Origin of the sequence: Streptococcus halitosis, assembly GCF_023147855.1 — a bacterium.
Lineage (GTDB): Bacteria > Bacillota > Bacilli > Lactobacillales > Streptococcaceae > Streptococcus > Streptococcus halitosis_B.
Genome location: NZ_JAHXOP010000003.1, coordinates 99,620 through 116,841, shown reverse-complemented (window position 1 = coordinate 116,841; position 17,222 = coordinate 99,620). Strand labels below are relative to the sequence as shown.

Genomic DNA, 17,222 nt, shown 5'->3' with positions numbered 1-17,222 from the left:
CCTACAGTGACGATTCTGGCTTCTACCCTCTCTTTCATTTTTATAGCAAATGCGCTTCGTGCTTGTTAAAGCTCTCCTTGGCAAGGCCAACCAAACGCTCGATTAGTTCTGGGTAGCTGATGCCCATATTGTCCCAAAGTAGTGGGTACATAGACCACTGGGTAAAACCTGGCATGGTATTGAGCTCGTTTAGGAAAACCTCGCCCTTATCTGTATAGAAGAAATCACAACGAGACAGACCGAGACCACCGATCGCACGGAAGGCAGTTTCTGCATTTCGACGCATGATAGCTACCACATCATCACTGATTTTAGCTGGGATGTCCATGGTAATCTTGTTATCGATATATTTGGCATCATAGTCATAAAAGGCAACATCCTTGACCACTTCACCTGGCAAAGTGCTCTTGACATCGTAGTTCCCCAAGAGACCAACCTCGATTTCACGGGCATTCACTCCTTGCTCAACCAAGACACGGCTGTCATATTGGAAGGCGAGTTCCAAGGCTTGACGGAGTTCCTCTTGGTTTTCAGACTTAGAAATACCAACACTTGAACCCATATTTGACGGTTTCGTGAAGACTGGATAAGTTAATTTTTCTTCCACTTCAGCGATTTTAGAAGTCACATCATCACCTTCGACGATGGCCACATAAGGAACTTGAGCAATTCCGACAGATTCTAAAACTCGCTTGGTGGTAATTTTGTCCATGGCAAGGCTGGATGACAAGATATTACAGCCGACATAAGGCATTTTCAAAACTTCAAGGAATCCTTGAACAGAACCATCTTCTCCCATCGGGCCATGAAGGACTGGAAGGACTACTGCACCTTCTTCGTAGATGGCACTTGGCGCTATTTTCTTGTCCAAGTCAATAGTCGTATTGGTCATGAGACGATCCTCTTGACCTGGAGTCTGGCTAAATTCTTGCGTTTTGATAAAGTCACCTGACTGGCTGATAAAGAAAGTCTTGACTGTGAAACGGTCGTAGTTGACCGCACGCATGACACTTTCAGCTGACAATACAGACACTTCACGTTCTGCACTGCGTCCGCCGTATAAAAGAATAATCGTTTGTTTCATATTACTTGTCCTAATTCTAATAGAATATCCGTTCTTTAGTATATCATATTTGCTTCTTTTTTAAAACTTGAAGCTAATATTGATCTTCAAAAAAACATAAAGAGAGACCGATAAAAAAAGTCGGTCTCCTTGGTTTTTACTAAATGAATTGAATTCGTAAATTTGTCCAAACTTACAACTCTGTCCGATTTTCAATGGCTCGTAAGAGTGTGACCTCATCCGCATACTCGATATCTGCTCCCACGGCTAGACCTCGTGCTAGGCGAGTGACTTTGATACCAGCTGGCTTGAGCAAACGAGAGAGATACATAGATGTCGCTTCTCCATCTGCTGTCGCATTGGTTGCCACGATCACCTCTGAAACCTCACTATCCATGAGACGGGTCATGAGGCTCTTGAGATTGATATCGTCTGGGCTGATGCCATTCATGGGAGAAATGAGTCCATGCAAGACGTGATAGAGTCCGTGGTATTCTTGGATATTTTCCATAGCAGCCACATCGCGACTATCCTCTAGCACCAAGATGGTTGTCTGGTCTCGAGTCGGATCTGTGCAGATAGAGCAGGGATCATCATCCGTCAAGCGACCACAGATGGAACAATAGGTCAATTCCCGCTTGGCAGATAGAAGGTTTTTGGCAAATTCATTGACATCGTCATCAGACATTCCAATGGTATAGAAGGCGAGACGAGTAGCCGTTTTGATCCCGATACCTGGAAGCTTGGAATAGCTATCAATTAACTTGGCAATAGGTGTTGGATACAGCATAAGTTCCTTTCTAATTCATTGGATGGTGTTGATTATAAAGATTGATGATATCACGCGCAATTGAAGGTCCAACACCATTTGTTAGGTTGGTGTTGTGAGGGAAGACGACTGCGACCGCTATTTGAGGATTATCGGTTGGTGCATAAGCAACTGCGTTGGTATTATTGGCCTTTTGACCGCCATTGACATAACTTTCGGCAGTACCTGTCTTCCCACTGATGGAAACGGCTGCGCCATTTGAAAAGGCACGACCAGTTGTCAGAGCGCTCGTTCCATGCGAAACTTGATAGAAACCTTGCTGCAAGATAGCCATATCTGATTCTGAAATATTGATCTTGTTTAGTTCCTTAGTGGCTGTTTCTTGAACCAGACTACCTAAGCCACCTTGGTCATTGTTTCCATAAACTCCTTCAACGATGTGGGGGGCAATCCGAACACCGTTGTTGGCAATAGTTCCAACGTACTGGGCCAATTGCATTGGGGTGTAGTTATCAAACTGACCAAAGGCATTGGTAATGTAATTAGCAAAATTATACTCTTTTGGTATAAAACCAGTTGACTCATCTGGGAGGTCAATCCCTGTTGAAGCTCCGAGTCCGTATTCCCCAAAGGTTGATCGCAATTTGCCCATTGCAGTCTCTAACTGTCCCGTTGCGGCCACCATGTTTGGTGTGTAGGTCTGTCCCATGATTCCTAGCGCGGTTTGAACCATATAGGCATTAGAAGAGTATTCTAGAGCCTCAACTGCTGTGATAGGGAAAGAGCCATAGGACAAGGTGTACCATGAATTGATGGGGGCCGAACCTTGGAAAACAATCGGTTGGTCTGTCAAGGTTTGATTGCCTGACAAGACTCCATTTTCCCAACCAGAGCTGATGGTCGCTGCCTTAACAACAGATCCTGGCACAAAGACGTTGGTTATCGTTCCAAGCGAATCTGAACTTAATTTACCGGATTCGACATCATGCTTGACACCTGACATCGCCAAAACTGCTCCGGTTTTAGGATTAAGAGCTACAGCGTAGACTCCTTCAGAGTATTTGGCTCCACCATTGCCCAACTCTGAGTTGAAGTAACTCTTGAGTAGGTCATCCACACCATCCTGGAAAGCTAGATCAATCGTTAACTTGATATTGTTTCCTTTGCTTCCTTCTTCGACATTTTCCACACTTTCCATATTTCCGTGTTTGTCGAGATGGATTTCTTTGACGGAGCGTTTGCCTTGAAGAACATCTTCATATTGCTTTTCAAGATAGGAAGTTCCCACTCGGTCATTGAGAGAATACCCTTTTTTGAGATAAGCATCAACTTCCTCAGCTGGAAGTCCTGACTTTTCATTTGAAACGCTACCGACGATTGTCGATAAAGATGTATCCAGTACTTTACGATCCCATGAGGTTGAAATGCTGATACCTGGTAATTCCTTGGACGCTGATGCAACGAGAGCAACTTGGGTATCATCTAAGGCATCCGTAGAAATGGTTCCCGTTGCAAAATTTTCAACAGCATTGAGCTGACTAAAGAGATAGATTTCCTTTTTCTGGTCATCTGTATAATTAAGCTGACTCACGTCAATGCTTTCAACCGCATTATTGTAAAGTGTCGCTTCCGATAAGCGGTTCCCATCTGAATCCAGGCGTTTATCACTTGGCAAGGATTCGACTGTTTTTTTGTAAATATCCTGGTCCGCCAAGTAGTAGTCTGCAATCTGTCGATCTGTCAGATCAGGGGAGGTTACATTCACATATGTGAGAAGTTTCTTGGCTGTCTCCTTCAATTCAGTTGCAGTCATTTTATTGTTTCGTGTGAAAGAAACAACCTGCTTGACAGTATTTTCTACCAAGGGTTTCCCTGCCGCATCATAGATCTGTCCACGAGCTGAACTGGTTGTTACCCTTGTTTGGCTGGCTGAAGCCAATTTTGTTTCATAAAAATCTTTATTGAGCACCTGCATGTATAACAAACGACCAATAATGGCCATAAAGAGCAGGATGACAATCGCAAATAATAAATTAAGCCGAATCGGAATCGAATGGCTATTAAATTTTCTCATACAACTAAGACTCTTTTCTAGAAAAATTCCCGATTTCCACCTTTATTTTCCCTAAAATAATAGAGTAAATAGGTGAATCTCAGTACATTTCATTGTACCATATTTTACGGAGAAACTCTTGGAAAAGTCGAAGCATTTTTTGACTTTTAATTGAAAATGCCTTTTTATTTGGTTATCCTATTTTCTATGATATAATGATAGTAATAGTTAGGAAAGCGTTAACCTTTAAGACTTTGACTCATAAAAAGGAGCCTCATGAACAAGCCAGATATCGCAACCATAATCGACCTCCATTTTGAAGAATTAACCGAGCTCGAGCAAGAAATCGCTCGCTATTTTTTACAAGCTGAAACGATCCAAGATGATCTCTCTTCTCAGCAAGTTACCCAGAAATTACATATCTCCCAAGCAGCCTTGACCCGCTTTGCCAAAAAGTGTGGTTTTACAGGCTACCGAGAGTTCGTCTTTCAATACCAGCATCAGGCTAGTAAACCGGATACTCATTCGCACAAACACAGTCCTTTGACCAAACGTGTTTTACGAAGCTACAGTATCATGCGAGAACAAACACAGGATTTGATTGACGAAGAACAACTGGAACGAGTTGCCCAATTAATCGATGACGCAGAACGAGTTTACTTTTTTGGGACGGGAAGTTCTGGTCTGATTGCCCGTGAGATGAAACTGCGCTTTATGCGTCTAGGTGTTGTCTGTGAAGCTTTGACCGATCAGGATGGCTTTGCTTGGACGACTAGTATCATGGATGAAAATTGTCTGGTACTTGGTTTTTCCCTATCAGGCACTACCCAATCCGTCCTCGATAGTTTGTTGGATGCCAAGGAAATGGGTGCCAAGACCATTCTCTTTACCAGCGCTCCAAACAAAAATAGTCAGGCTTACACTGAAACAGTCCTTGTGGCAAGCCACAGTCAATCTTCTTACATCCAGCGTATTTCCGCTCAACTCCCTATGCTCATTTTAATAGATTTGATTTATGCCTACTTTTTGGAAATCAATCGCGAGAGCAAAGAAAAAATCTTTAACAGCTATTGGGAAAACAAAAAACTCAATGGCTATCGTAGACAAAAACGCGTTAGAAAATCCTAGTTTGGTTCAACCAAACTAGGATTGTTTTGTTTTGAAATGATAATAGGCTCATAGGTAGTCTTTCCAATCTTTCTCTTTGTTCTAATGCCTTTTTTATCTGGGCTTTTCAGTTCTTCCTTAAATTCTCCTTTCCGTTTTTTGGATTTTTGACAACAAAAAAGGAAGTATCGGCTATTTGCTACTTTTACTTCCTCTTCAATGGTTTTATTTAATTGTTTCGCTTCTACAAACCGAGATTTGAATATATGAGTATAAAGATCTTATATTTTAATAATGACTCTAATTAAACCAGTGGATTAAATGTCTAATATTTCTAAAATCTCTCCATTTTTATATTTTAATTCTATTTTTTCAATCAGTTCTTTTCCTAAATGTTTACTAAAGGTGCTTAGTTCTGAAGAAATCTCAAAAATAATATCATGTTCAACATTATCTGGAATAAAATCTGAATTATAACTATCTTTATTTGACCAATAATTCCAATTTACATCCGTTCTTTCATAATAAACATAATTTTGTTTTCTTGTAACATATACTCTTTTATTAGTTAATTTTCTTCCGTCTTCAGATTTGAAAAAATCAGAATATAATTTCAAGCCTTCAAATTGCTTATATTCTCTGATTTTATTATTTGAAACGTTTAATTTTATTTCTTTATATTCCATAAATTACCTCCATATATTCAAAAATTGGACAAAAGTGAAAATCAAGGAACCCAAGGAAAACAAATTCTAATTTGTCAATTTCTTATCCATCCTATTATATCACTTTTTTCTTCTTGATTTAAGTTTTAGTATTTAGAAACAAAGTAGAGTGCTTGCACCGTCTTCTAAGGCTATCTCCTCTCATATATTTTTCGATGGTAGAAATTCTGCTCCTATCGTTCTTTTTTTGTAATTCTCTTTGTCTTTCCACTACTTTTCATATACTTGACAGTTTTTCTATCATCAAAAAAAGAATTAAGCAAAACATTTTTCACTCAACTAGTGATTAAAAGTTCTTCTTAATTCTATAGTTCCAAACTAGGATTGTTTTGTTTTGAAATGATAATAGGCTCCCAACATACCTGCTGTATTTTGGTGATGGGCAAATTCCAATCGTGTTTTTTCAGCTAGGCTTGGCACCAAGGCCGCCTTCAAGGCTGTGCGGATCTTCGGCTTGAGGATAGCCTCTTGCCCCATGATACCGCCACCGAGAATGACCACTTCTGGATTGGCAACGTAGCAAATATTTGCCAGACCTTTCCCAAGGTAGTCTACCATGCGGTCAATACCAGTCATACAAATCTTGTTTCCTTCAGTAGCTTCCTTGAAGATGCGTCGCCCATTCCACTGATCAACTGGATCTCCATGACCTGTTGCTACATACTCAACCAAGGCTGTCGTAGAAGCAAGATCCTGAAAAGCTCCATCCTGCATGTGCATGTAACCAACTTCGCAGGCCGAATTGCTAAATCCATGGAAGACTTTCCCATCCATAATCAAGCAACCACCGATACCGGTTCCAATGGTCAAGCAAAGAGTGACACTCGCTCCCTTACCTGAACCAGATACTGCCTCAGCCAGACCTGCACAGTTGACATCATTTTCAATCTCACAAGGAATAGTAAAACTCGTCTCGATTTCCTTCTTGAACTGGGTTCCTGCATAGTTGGGAATCTGAGGACCAGCATAGAAAATCTCACCCTTATCAGGATCCACCATTCCTGCAGAAGAAATGGCAACACCTGCTACTGGGCCTTTTTCTAAATAGCTGGCTACGATATCTTTTGTCTTTTGTAAGATATGAGGTCCACCCTTATGCGCCTCAGTTGGCATTTCATGCGATTCAACAAGTTGGCCTTCTTGGTCGATTAAACCATATTTGATATTAGTTCCACCGATATCAATTGCAACGTAGTGTGTCATAAATACCTCCTTATGGATTAGAGGAAGCGCTCCTTGGTTTCACGAATCAAGGCTGCAGCTGCTTCTACAACTGGGCGATCTTCTTCAGTTACTGGTGTCAATGGTGAACGGACAGAACCAATGTTCAAGCCTTCATTGATCTTCAAGACTTCCTTAATCACACCGTACATATTTCCATGTGCAGAAGTGAGTTTGCCAATGATTGCGTTGATAGCATATTGCAATTCACGCGCTGTTTCCAAGTCCTTGTCCGCAATCAACTGATTGAGTTTCAAGAAGAGTTCTGGCATAGCGCCATAAGTACCACCGATACCAGCCTTAGCACCCATGAGACGGCCACCTAGGAATTGTTCATCTGGGCCATTGAATACGATGTGGTCTTCTCCACCAAGGCTGACAAAAGTTTGGATATCTTGAACTGGCATAGAAGAGTTCTTAACACCGATAACACGAGGATTCTTCAACATTTCAGTGTAGAGACTTGGAGTCAAAGCAACACCTGCCAATTGAGGAATGTTATAAATCACGTAGTCTGTGTTTGGTGCTGCAGCACTAATGTCATTCCAGTATTTGGCAACTGAGTATTCTGGCAAGCGGAAGTAAATCGGTGGAATCGTTGCAATGGCATCTACTCCCAAACTTTCTGCGTGGCGAGCAAGTTCCATACTGTCTTTGGTATTGTTGCATGCAACATGGGCGATGATGGTCAATTTTCCTTTGGCAACTGCCATGACTTCTTCCAAAATCAACTTGCGGTCCTCTACGCTTTGGTAGATACATTCACCAGAAGAACCGTTGACATAGAGACCTTGAACTCCCTTATCAATGAAGTATTGAACCAAGGCACGCGTACGCTCTGGACTTACTTCTCCTTGATCATCATAACATGCGTAGAAGGCTGGAATGACACCTTCGTATTTTTTCAAATCTGACATAGATTTTCTCCTAAGATTTCTTTATTCTGCTGAAAGCAGTTCTATTTTTTACAAGTTTAGTATACACCTTGTGAAAATCGCTTTCAATATCTTGTATACACTTAGATTTTAGTTTCTACTTGTATTTTAGAAACTGTAACGATTGAAAGTAGTTTCAGAAACAAGCCATCCTACTGGTATTTGGCGAAGATTTTCTCCATCAATCCTGCTTGGAGAAAGACTAGCAAACCAAAACCAAAGAGGATAAAGGCTGACCCACCCAAAAGGAGAGTGAAGGCGGATAGATAAAGAACCATCACTATGAGAAAGAGAATGGCTAACATGAGGAAGAACCAAGGAAAGTTAAAACTTGCCAAGATAAGCCCCTTTTGCAGCACTTCTTTCCAAGACAGATCATAGCTGGCAGCGATGGGATAACTAGCCAGCATCACGAGAGTGAGGAAGATGAGAATCCCCAAACAAATAGCTTTCACAATCTGGAAAGGCAAAGCAGTCTGTCCCCAGAAGAGATAGAGGTCTAGAAGGCTTAATGACACAATGCCCAACTCTAACAGACCTAACTGAAGCCCCAGTTTCAGATTTTGCTTGAAGACTCTTAGATAGGTTCTGAAAACTGGAACTCTTCTGCTTCTCTTAATCTCAAACATGGTCTCGTAAAGGCTGATTTTCGCCACTCCAATCGTCACGATGGGCAAACAAGAGACGACAAAAAGAAGATTGACTGTCACAATATCCAAGACTTTCTCACTGAAACGCATGAGAAAATTATCTGTATCAAATGCTGCCTTGATAAGGCTTACTCCTTTTTGTGCCATGTTTGCTCCTCCTGATTCTTTTAATCAATCAAAATTTTAAAGAGATATTTGCGAACCTTTTCTTCCATACCCGCGTAGCCATTTGGCTGGTGTGGTTCTCCGGGGAAGAAAATCGCAAAATTGTGATAGCCCAACAAGAGTGGGTATTTTTCATGACAATGGACAAAGCCAATGTCGCTCGCTTCGTCGAATGCTACTGCTTCGTCTTTGATACGTGAACCGTAGCTTGAAAATTCGTGTCCTTCTACCAGCAAATGCAAGTCTGCATAGTTTTTATGATGCTCAAATTGATCATTTTCAGCTTGGTTGAGGACATTTTCCTGAACAACTAGAAAGACCTTGTCCCCGTCAATCTCATACTTACCGAGTTCGAAAGAATCCTTACGGTGCTGATAGAGATAGTCGATAGCCTTGTCTAGATTTGGATGGATTCCCTTGTAAAAGGCGATGTTTTTCAAATCGTCAAAAATCATACTGTTTCCTTCGTTTCTGATAGTTAACTAAAATCATAAATTAAGTTGATAAGTGTCTGACAAAACTTCACGAAGTAACTGCATACTCTCCATTTTGTAGACACTTATAACTCTATATTCTCTTATACTCAATGAAAATCGAAGAACAAACTAGGAAGCTAACCGCAGGCAATACTTAAGTATGGCAAGGTGATGCTGACGTAGTTTGAATTCGATTTTCGCAGAGTATTATCCTTTAACAGCTCCCATAGTAATCCCTTGAGTGAAGGATTTTTGGAAGACAAGGAAGACGGTTACGATTGGCACGGCTGCAAGAGCTGCACCCGCCATGATCAAACCATAGTTGGTTGCCATTTCGGCCTGCATGGTCGCAACCCCGAGTGAGATGGTCAAGTTTTGACGTGAAGTCAACATAACCAACTGCATAAAGTAGTCGTTCCAAGTATTGATGAAGGTAAAGATTGCAAGGGCTGCAAATCCTGGTTTCACGATAGGGAAGGCTACGCTCCAGAAGGTACGAATCTCACCACAACCGTCGATTTTAGCTGATTCAAGCAACTCTGTCGGGATATTTTCACTAAATTGTTTCATAAGGAAGACCCCAAATGGCCATCCAATCAAAGGCAAGATAACTGCCCAAAGAGTATCGTGAATTCCCATGAAGTTGACGATACGTACCAATGGTACAAGGACAACTTGTTTTGGAAGAGCCATGGCAGCGATAAAGACTGCAAAGAGAATGCGCTGACCATAGAAACGTTTTTTAGCCAAGACATAACCTGCTAGAGAAGAGGTTGCGCAGACTAGGAACATGGTTACCAGTGAAATAAATACAGAGTTCCACATCCACTGCATAGCAGGGTTTTGCACCATGAGTTGTTGGAAGTTTTCCATGGTTGGCATTTTAGGGAACCACTGTGGCGGAATCATAATGGTATCAGGCTGTGATTTGAAGGCTCCTGTCAAGATCCAGTAGAATGGAAAGATGAACAGTACGGTCAACAAGAGCAAGATAATCGTTGAAATAACAGTGAAAGCTGTTAAAGGTTTCTTTTGTGTAGGTTGCATAACTGTCTCCTTTCTTTAGTATTCTACGTCGTTTCCGAGGATCTTGAATTGAGCAAAGCTGACAATGGCAATCATCACTGCCAAGAAGACACCGATGGTATTGGCATAGCCGTATTCTGTCAATTGGAAGGCTTTTTCGTAAAGATAGTACATGAGTGTACTTGTTGAATAGTTTGGACCACCAGAAGTCAACAACTGAATCAAGGCGAAACATTGGAATGAGTTGATAGTCGTAATAATCGCGATGTAAAGAGTTGTTGGAAGAAGGCTAGGCCATTTGATCTTCCAGAAGACTTGAAACTCAGTCGCACCGTCTACACGCGCTGCTTCAACAAGTGAGTTGTCAATATTCCCCATGGCGGCGATATAAAGAATAATCGGTTGACCAACAGATGTTGTCAAAAGGATGATCATAATCGCTAGCAAAGCCCAGTTTTTGTCACCCAGCCAAGAAATATTTTGGCTGATGATATGGCTTGACTTAAGGACAAAGTTTAGAATCCCTGATAGTGGGTCATAGATCCATTTCCATACAACCGTTACGGCAACACTACCTGTAACTACAGGAAGGAAGAAGACGAAACGATAGAAAGAACGGGCAATGGCATTTTGATGATAGGTTTGAGATGCTACAAAGAGCGAGAAGAGAACCACAATCGGAACAGATCCAATAACCAGGATAACGGTATTGATCAAAGACTTCACAAAGACAGGATCTTTAAACATGCGAATGTAGTTGTCCAAGCCCACAAACTCAAATTTAGTCATGGAGTAGTTAAAGAAACTTGTAATGAATCCCATAATCATAGGAGCCAAGACAAAGATGACAAAGAAGAATAACACTGGTGCTAGGAAAGCGTAGGAAATCACTGTTTCCCGCATACGAATTTTATTGACTTTCACAGTCGGCACCTCTCTTTCAAATAGAATAGTTTTTGATTTTCTTGAACTGTTTTAAAACCAAAATGAAATTTTTTAAGATTCGCTTATGTAAGAACTTCATTTTAATTTCGTGACAGTTCCTACCATTTCAAACAAAAGTCCCCCTTTTCTTACACCATAGTGCACAGGGAAAAGGGGGGAATCAATCTGACTTAGTGCTTATTGTTTTGTAGCTTTTTTGATTGTTTCGTTAGCTTTTTCAGTGAAGGCTTTCAAAGCATCCGCTGGTTTTTCGTCACCATTTGATACAGATTGCAACATTGGGAACCAAAGTGTTCTCATTTCAGCAAATCCATCGATAGTGTTGTAGTATGGTGAGTAGTATTTAGTCCAGCTGCTGATTGTTTCCATACGTTTGTCATCATAAAGTTTGCCAAATGATGTACGAACTGGGAAGGCACCTGTACGAACAACGTCTTTAGGACCCCATTCTTTGTCATCTGCGATGAATTGAACGAATTTCTTAGCAGCAGCGATTTTCTTATCGTCTTTGTTGTTAAACACTGCAAATCCGTTTACAAGGTATTCAAGAGATGGTTTACCAGAGTCTGATGGGAATGGTACTTCTACCACGTCTACCTTACTTGCTTCCAAGAGTTTCGCTTGGATACCGTTTTGAGCTGGTGCCCAAAGGATTGTATATGAAGTTTGACCGTTCGCAAAGTTTTGGATATCTGCTCCACCGTCAAATTGTGAACCATTGTTCAACAAACCGTCCTTGATCCAGCTAGCAGCTTTTTCAAGACCTTTGACGAATTTAGGATCGTCTGTTGTATATTTTGTTACATCTTTATCTGTTACAGAACCGCCATAAAGGTTTGCGATGAAGGCACGTGTTCCTTGGTCTCCCCCTTGACCAGAACTGAACAATGAACCTGGAGTGTATCCCTTTTCTTTAAGCGCTTTCAAAACTTTTTCAAAGTCATCAGTTGTCCAACCTTCTTTTACAAGGTTTGCAACTCCTGCATCTTCCAACATTTTCTTGTTCATAGCCATATAGAATGGAGCAGAACTGATTGGATACATGTAAGCTTTGTCACCAGCCTTACTTGCTTGTACGATGTTTTCATTATTGACATCTTTGACGAATTCGTCTGTGAAGAGGTCGTTCAACTCAGCCAATTTACCATTTTTACCGTATTGGATGATACGTCCTGGTGCGTCAAAGAGTACGTCTGGCGCTGTTCCTGCTTCGATGGCTGTTGTGATTTTTTCAGGACCTGACTTGAAGTCGATGGTTTCCAATTTCACTTTTACATCTGGATTTGCTTTTTCAAAAGCTTCGATGATTGATTTTTCATAGGTTCCAACACCGTCACCCGTTTTTTCTTGTGTGAAGACTGGGAATGCCCACCAAGTGATTTCTGTTTTTCCGCTATCGCTACCAGAATTTCCAGCATCTTTACTTCCACCAGAGTTACCACAAGCTGCAAGGCCAAGAATCGCAGCACCCGCAAGTACTGTACAAGCTAGTTTTCTAAATTTCATTTGTATTCTCCTAATTGATAAGCGTATCCATATTGGATAATGAGCAAGTTTATATTTGTATACGTTTTCATTTTATCCGACGCATCGACCACTCTCCTCTTTTTTGAGATTGTGTTATTTAAGACCGGCAACAAAGCGTTCCGTAATCTCTTTTGGTCTAGTAATCGCTCCACCAACAACGATACCTCGCACTCCATATTCAAGGATTTGCTTGGCTTGTTCTGGTGTATGAATTTTCCCTTCAGCGATGACATCCACACCTGCTTCACACAGTTTTTTGATCAGTTCAAAGTCTGGGCCATCTACCTTAGGACTATAAGAGGTATAACCTGATAGGGTTGTTCCAACAAAATCAACACCTGCCTCAACTGCTGCTATTCCTTCTTCAAACGTGCTGGTATCAGCCATTAAGAGTTGATGCGGATATTTTTCTTTGACTTGTCGGATAAAGTCTTGGATTTCCAAACCGTCGTAACGTTCACGTTTGGTACAATCCAGAGCAATGACCTCAATGTCGAGTTCAGCCAGTTCATCCACTTCTCTCATCGTAGCTGTAATGAAAGGCTCCTGTGGCGGATAGTCACGTTTGATAATCCCGATAATCGGGAGTTTCGTAACCTCCTTGATCTCCTTGATATCGCGAACACTGTTTGCTCGGATACCGACTGCTCCACCTTGCTCAGCCGCTTTGACTAGCAAGGGAATGACTCCTCCCGCTTCTGTATAAAGCGGTTCGTGAGGAAGTGCCTGGCAAGAGACAATGATTCCATCTTTGATTTGTTCAATCAAGGCTTCTTTGCTGATCTGTGGCATCCTCTTTCCTCCCTTTCTTGTTCTTATGGGCTTATTATATATTATTTGTTAAGCGCTTTCAATAGCTTGTGATAGAATAGATTTCAGTTTCAAAAGTATTTTATAGAACAGCCGTTCCTGAAAGTAGTTTCAGGCCTCTTATGATTTCGAATCAACCTGAATGTCATCAAAAAAGATAGCAGGCTTGAAAGCCTGCTATCTCTTCTGAAACTTACTCAAAAAGCTCTTGCTTATTATTCTTTTCTCTTCTTTCCAAATGCAAAAAGTGATAAGAGGACGCCCGCAAGGCCAAGGGAAATTAGTGAGCTGGTTTCCTTGCTTCCCGTATTTGGAAGTTCATCTTGTTTAGCTGCTGGCGCTTGATAGGTCACATCTTGGCCTAGAGACAGTTTGTTGTCTGCAGCTGCCAATACTATATTGGTGTCTCCCTTGTACTCTGGCACTTCATGGACTGCTGCCTCAGCGCCATTGACTCCACCCTTATACTCTGGCAGGTCATTTGAAGCTGCCAAGACAAAGTTAGCACCTCCGCTATATTCTGGAACCTCGTTTGAGGCTGCTTGAACTGCATTCACTCCTCCTTTAAACTCAGGAATCTCATGGACTGCTGCCTCAACTGCATTGACACCACCTGTGAATTCTGTTTTTGCTACCGTTGGAGCCGGTTCTTCACCTACCGTTGCCAATGGACCGGTGTACTCTGGTACCTCTGCCACAGCCGCTCCTTCTGCATTTACACCACCTGTGAATTCCGGTTTTTCTACTGTTGGAGCTGGTTCTTCACCTGCTGTTGCCAATGGTCCAGTGTACTCTGGTACCTCTGCCACAGCCGCTTCTTCTGCATTTACACCACCTGTGAACTCTGGAACCTCACGGATAGCAGCTTCACTGCCATTAATACCATCGCTTAGTTTAGAGCCAGCTAAAGAAACTGGTAAATTGTGCATGCTTTCAATTGCACCCTCTGCAAGACCTGTAATCCTTTGACCCATATCCTCTGGATCTATTGTGAATAGGAGAGTTTTTGTATCGTACTGGGTCATAAAGGTTGCTGTCTTGCCATTTGCCAATTGAAGGGTCGGAGCCTTGTTGACCAATACTTCCGAATCGAACTCCATGGCAATAATACCTGGCCATTTTTGGATAGCATATTTCACTTTTGCTTCTTTAGGAGAAATTCTTTCCTTAGTCAAGAAATCCCAGTTGAATTTCTTGAAGGAAAGTGTGTATGGAACACCTCCAGGAGCATAGTGTTCGTATAAAAGTCCAAACTCATCTGGCCCGATTTGTTGAAGTGAGTTATAAGCATATTCACCTTCTTGAATCAAATGGTGGTGCAACCAAGTTAGCTGACCATCTTCTTCTACACGAGCTACTCGAATATACCCATTTTTACGACCAGGACCGTTCGCATTTGCCAAGAGAATATATTCTTTACCATTTTGAACCGTATGAGTCGCAGCCATTTGAACATAAACGTCTGGCACATCGTAGCGTTCAACATTATTGTCCCAAGTTAGACCACCATCATGACTGGTCGCAACCTGTAGATCTCCTGTCAATCCACGCATAAAGAGTTTAAGATCTCCATTGTTTAACTGAACAACAGAAGCTTCCGTATTTTGAGCATAATAATTGCTCATGGTGCTTGAATCAACCACTGTACCATCATAAAGTGTACGATTGTCATTGACACCACCACCCATATGCCAAGTCTTACCATGGTCGTCTGAGTAGATGATTCGAGATGATTGAGAACCATTGAGGTGGTTAGCCCGGTTGGTCGTATAGACAGGAACGACGATTCGACCTTTATGCGGTCCAGTACGAAGGGTAATCCCCACTCCAGGCCCAACACCTAAAAATTTCATCCAATCGGCTTTGACCATCGGAGTAATATCTTGAGGCGCTGACCAGGTCTTCCCGTCGTCATCGCTGTAAGACATCCATAGGTAGCTATCCTTGGCAATTCTAAATGGAGAAGTTTTGTTTGTTGTGAAGTAGATATTGCCCAGTAGCTGGTCACCCTTGTATAGATCACCCTTGTCGCTATAGGTCGGTTTAACAGGATCTACAACAACGCGGTAGTCTGTTGCCTTACCATCTGGAGTGTAAACTGTACCATTTTCTCGAATAGTATAAGCTTCCTGCTCACCTTCTCGATAGAGGATTTGATAGGTTTTACCATTGATTTCTTTGTAGACTTCTTCTTTTTGCGAAGACATTCCAAAGATCCCTTTTCCTTCTGGGAACATGTCATAAATGGCAAAGATGCGTTTGGTTTCAGGATCTTGAGTCAGGGTCATATCGATATTCACTGGTGAACCGATTGATGGATCAGAAGCCTTTGGATTGTCACGTAGGTTGGTAATAGTTACTCGATCTCCCCAAGTTTTACCATTATCCTCACTGCGTCTGATGACCATGCCGATATCACCCCAGTCACTCGAATGGAGACGGCGTTCATCTGCACCTGCAATCAGTGTTCCTTTATCTGTCTTGAGAAGAGCTGGGATACGATAACTCTTGATACCATCTTTATTTGGTTGATTGTTCCTACCACCTTCAAAGACATCTTCTTTCTCAGTGATTTTTGCTCCCTCAGGAAGTTTCTGTTCCAATTCACCTCTTTCAAATAATTGACTCCGTGTTTGAACTTCATCTGGGCTTAAAGCACGATCGTAAACGGTTAAGTTTCGTACTTGTAGGTTTGATGCCCAAACTGTTTTATTGCCCCGTTTGGTTGCTCCAAGTTGAGCTTGATTAACATCTGGCATATCTTTAATGAAGTTACCAGATTTGAGACTTGTTCGAGATAAGACACCGTTCACATAGAGACGAACTCGACCATGAGGTAACTCTGCTGTCGGTTGTTCGACAGTAAAGGTCACGGAATTCCATTGTCCAGGGCGAACTTTCAATGGAGCATCTGTATACTTATCATAGAACTGCTCTCCATTAGCGCCACGCCCTTCAATAAGAGCTGTATTATCAAGGACGGACATAGTAAAGTACTCATTTTCCTTGGTGCCACTGGATACAGAGAAGAGATTGTAAAAGCGTGGAGCTGATGCATCTGATTTGAACTCCATGTGAACTGTAGCATTTTTTAGTTGCTTTAATTTGTCTAGTTCACTTGATAAATCAACTCTCTGACCATTTGCTGCATTGGTTTCAACATCTTCTTTTTCAAGGACAGGATTAGCATTTTTTAAATCTCTTGAGTAATAGTCACGAGGAATAGCCCCCTGATCCTCTGATTCCTCTTCCTTATTTGCTTCTTCTGCAGGGGTTCCCGTAGAGGATGGGGTTTCTGACTCTGCACTCTCATTTTTTTTCAAATGGTCTTGGTCCACCTCAACGCCGTTGTCTTGAGCTGCTGCCAATTTACCAGCCAAATCCTTATCTAAATGAGCAAGATCTCCCGAGGACACTTCTTTTGGCAATTCTGATAAACCTTGACCAGGTTCGACAGTTTCTGTATTAGCCCCCGCTGCATTGGCTTGCTCTTGAGCTAAGACTGGATTTGCTCCAAATACCACTGTACCAATCACTACCGATGCTGCCCCAACTGCAAATTTTCGAATTCCGTATCGCTGTTTCCGATCTAAAGATTTGTAATTCATGTTTGTCCTTTCATTTTTCATAAAATAAAGCGTTTTCTTTTTTCTTTAAAAATTTTTATTGTCTCTTCAAGAGACAAGTTTTACAAGAAAGTATCCAACTTAATGAGAGCTCCCAATCCTCTCCCATTTCTGCTGAGGTATC

Annotated in this window: 14 protein-coding genes; 1 reads left to right on the top strand and 13 read right to left on the bottom strand. The window is 41.6% G+C overall.

All coding sequences use genetic code 11. From position 1 onward, the window contains the following. Positions 1 to 40: 40 nt before the first annotated feature. From KZX55_RS06695 to pbp2b, 3 genes are all read right to left on the bottom strand, one after another. Positions 41 to 1,084 (bottom strand): D-alanine--D-alanine ligase, encoded by a 1,044-nt coding sequence (locus tag KZX55_RS06695; protein WP_248025894.1) that lies wholly within the window; start codon positions 1,082 to 1,084, stop codon positions 41 to 43. Positions 1,085 to 1,256: 172 nt separating this feature from the next. Continuing rightward, complete coding sequence (recR, locus tag KZX55_RS06690; RefSeq protein WP_000966754.1) at positions 1,257 to 1,853, bottom strand: recombination mediator RecR; 597 nt, start codon at positions 1,851 to 1,853, stop codon at positions 1,257 to 1,259. Positions 1,854 to 1,863: 10 nt separating this feature from the next. After that, the gene (gene pbp2b, locus KZX55_RS06685) at positions 1,864 to 3,906 is read right to left on the bottom strand and encodes a penicillin-binding protein PBP2B (RefSeq protein WP_248025891.1); all 2,043 of its coding nucleotides are present in this window, start codon (positions 3,904 to 3,906) and stop codon (positions 1,864 to 1,866) included. A 255-nt stretch (positions 3,907 to 4,161) separates the two neighbouring features. On the opposite strand from pbp2b, the gene KZX55_RS06680 reads away from it, so the two are divergent. Beyond that, positions 4,162 to 5,013 (top strand): MurR/RpiR family transcriptional regulator, encoded by an 852-nt coding sequence (locus KZX55_RS06680; protein WP_049505654.1) that lies wholly within the window; start codon positions 4,162 to 4,164, stop codon positions 5,011 to 5,013. 296 nt (positions 5,014 to 5,309) lie between these two features. On the opposite strand, the gene KZX55_RS06675 is transcribed toward KZX55_RS06680, so the two are convergent. The 10 genes from KZX55_RS06675 to KZX55_RS06630 all read right to left on the bottom strand — a co-directional run bounded on the left by KZX55_RS06675 (position 5,310) and on the right by KZX55_RS06630 (position 17,080). Next, complete coding sequence (locus tag KZX55_RS06675; protein ID WP_057489331.1) at positions 5,310 to 5,678, bottom strand: EXLDI protein; 369 nt, start codon at positions 5,676 to 5,678, stop codon at positions 5,310 to 5,312. 357 nt (positions 5,679 to 6,035) lie between these two features. Further along, the gene (locus KZX55_RS06670; protein WP_248025884.1) at positions 6,036 to 6,920 is read right to left on the bottom strand and encodes an ROK family protein; all 885 of its coding nucleotides are present in this window, start codon (positions 6,918 to 6,920) and stop codon (positions 6,036 to 6,038) included. A gap of 17 nt (positions 6,921 to 6,937) precedes the next feature. Further along, a complete protein-coding gene (locus KZX55_RS06665) occupies positions 6,938 to 7,855 on the bottom strand; it encodes a dihydrodipicolinate synthase family protein (RefSeq protein WP_033684862.1) in 918 nt (305 codons plus the stop codon). Positions 7,856 to 8,025: 170 nt separating this feature from the next. After that, on the bottom strand, positions 8,026 to 8,670 hold the full coding sequence (locus KZX55_RS06660; RefSeq protein WP_248025881.1) for a DUF624 domain-containing protein: 645 nt from the start codon (positions 8,668 to 8,670) through the stop codon (positions 8,026 to 8,028). A gap of 20 nt (positions 8,671 to 8,690) precedes the next feature. Then, the gene (locus tag KZX55_RS06655; RefSeq protein ID WP_125414183.1) at positions 8,691 to 9,143 is read right to left on the bottom strand and encodes a YhcH/YjgK/YiaL family protein; all 453 of its coding nucleotides are present in this window, start codon (positions 9,141 to 9,143) and stop codon (positions 8,691 to 8,693) included. A gap of 228 nt (positions 9,144 to 9,371) precedes the next feature. Further along, positions 9,372 to 10,211, bottom strand: coding sequence for a carbohydrate ABC transporter permease (locus tag KZX55_RS06650; RefSeq protein ID WP_001183243.1), 840 nt, complete (start codon positions 10,209 to 10,211; stop codon positions 9,372 to 9,374). Positions 10,212 to 10,226: 15 nt separating this feature from the next. Continuing rightward, positions 10,227 to 11,093: a carbohydrate ABC transporter permease gene (locus tag KZX55_RS06645; RefSeq protein ID WP_161801140.1), complete on the bottom strand. Its 867-nt coding sequence runs from the start codon at positions 11,091 to 11,093 to the stop codon at positions 10,227 to 10,229. A gap of 219 nt (positions 11,094 to 11,312) precedes the next feature. Next, positions 11,313 to 12,641: an ABC transporter substrate-binding protein gene (locus tag KZX55_RS06640; protein ID WP_248025873.1), complete on the bottom strand. Its 1,329-nt coding sequence runs from the start codon at positions 12,639 to 12,641 to the stop codon at positions 11,313 to 11,315. 114 nt (positions 12,642 to 12,755) lie between these two features. Next, a complete protein-coding gene (locus KZX55_RS06635; RefSeq protein ID WP_001135660.1) occupies positions 12,756 to 13,454 on the bottom strand; it encodes an N-acetylmannosamine-6-phosphate 2-epimerase in 699 nt (232 codons plus the stop codon). Between the two features lie 233 nt (positions 13,455 to 13,687). Next, positions 13,688 to 17,080: an SIALI-17 repeat-containing surface protein gene (locus KZX55_RS06630; RefSeq protein ID WP_248025872.1), complete on the bottom strand. Its 3,393-nt coding sequence runs from the start codon at positions 17,078 to 17,080 to the stop codon at positions 13,688 to 13,690. Positions 17,081 to 17,222 lie beyond the last annotated feature (142 nt).

Bases quoted from the DNA above. Each gene is read 5' to 3' on its own strand.
- KZX55_RS06695 (WP_248025894.1), bottom strand. From the start codon at position 1,084: ATGAAACAAACGATTATTCTTTTATACGGCGGACGCAGTGCAGAACGT.
- recR (WP_000966754.1), bottom strand. From the start codon at position 1,853: ATGCTGTATCCAACACCTATTGCCAAGTTAATTGATAGCTATTCCAAG.
- pbp2b (WP_248025891.1), bottom strand. From the start codon at position 3,906: ATGAGAAAATTTAATAGCCATTCGATTCCGATTCGGCTTAATTTATTA.
- KZX55_RS06680 (WP_049505654.1), top strand. From the start codon at position 4,162: ATGAACAAGCCAGATATCGCAACCATAATCGACCTCCATTTTGAAGAA.
- KZX55_RS06675 (WP_057489331.1), bottom strand. From the start codon at position 5,678: ATGGAATATAAAGAAATAAAATTAAACGTTTCAAATAATAAAATCAGA.
- KZX55_RS06670 (WP_248025884.1), bottom strand. From the start codon at position 6,920: ATGACACACTACGTTGCAATTGATATCGGTGGAACTAATATCAAATAT.
- KZX55_RS06665 (WP_033684862.1), bottom strand. From the start codon at position 7,855: ATGTCAGATTTGAAAAAATACGAAGGTGTCATTCCAGCCTTCTACGCA.
- KZX55_RS06660 (WP_248025881.1), bottom strand. From the start codon at position 8,670: ATGGCACAAAAAGGAGTAAGCCTTATCAAGGCAGCATTTGATACAGAT.
- KZX55_RS06655 (WP_125414183.1), bottom strand. From the start codon at position 9,143: ATGATTTTTGACGATTTGAAAAACATCGCCTTTTACAAGGGAATCCAT.
- KZX55_RS06650 (WP_001183243.1), bottom strand. From the start codon at position 10,211: ATGCAACCTACACAAAAGAAACCTTTAACAGCTTTCACTGTTATTTCA.
- KZX55_RS06645 (WP_161801140.1), bottom strand. From the start codon at position 11,093: ATGCGGGAAACAGTGATTTCCTACGCTTTCCTAGCACCAGTGTTATTC.
- KZX55_RS06640 (WP_248025873.1), bottom strand. From the start codon at position 12,641: ATGAAATTTAGAAAACTAGCTTGTACAGTACTTGCGGGTGCTGCGATT.
- KZX55_RS06635 (WP_001135660.1), bottom strand. From the start codon at position 13,454: ATGCCACAGATCAGCAAAGAAGCCTTGATTGAACAAATCAAAGATGGA.
- KZX55_RS06630 (WP_248025872.1), bottom strand. From the start codon at position 17,080: ATGAATTACAAATCTTTAGATCGGAAACAGCGATACGGAATTCGAAAA.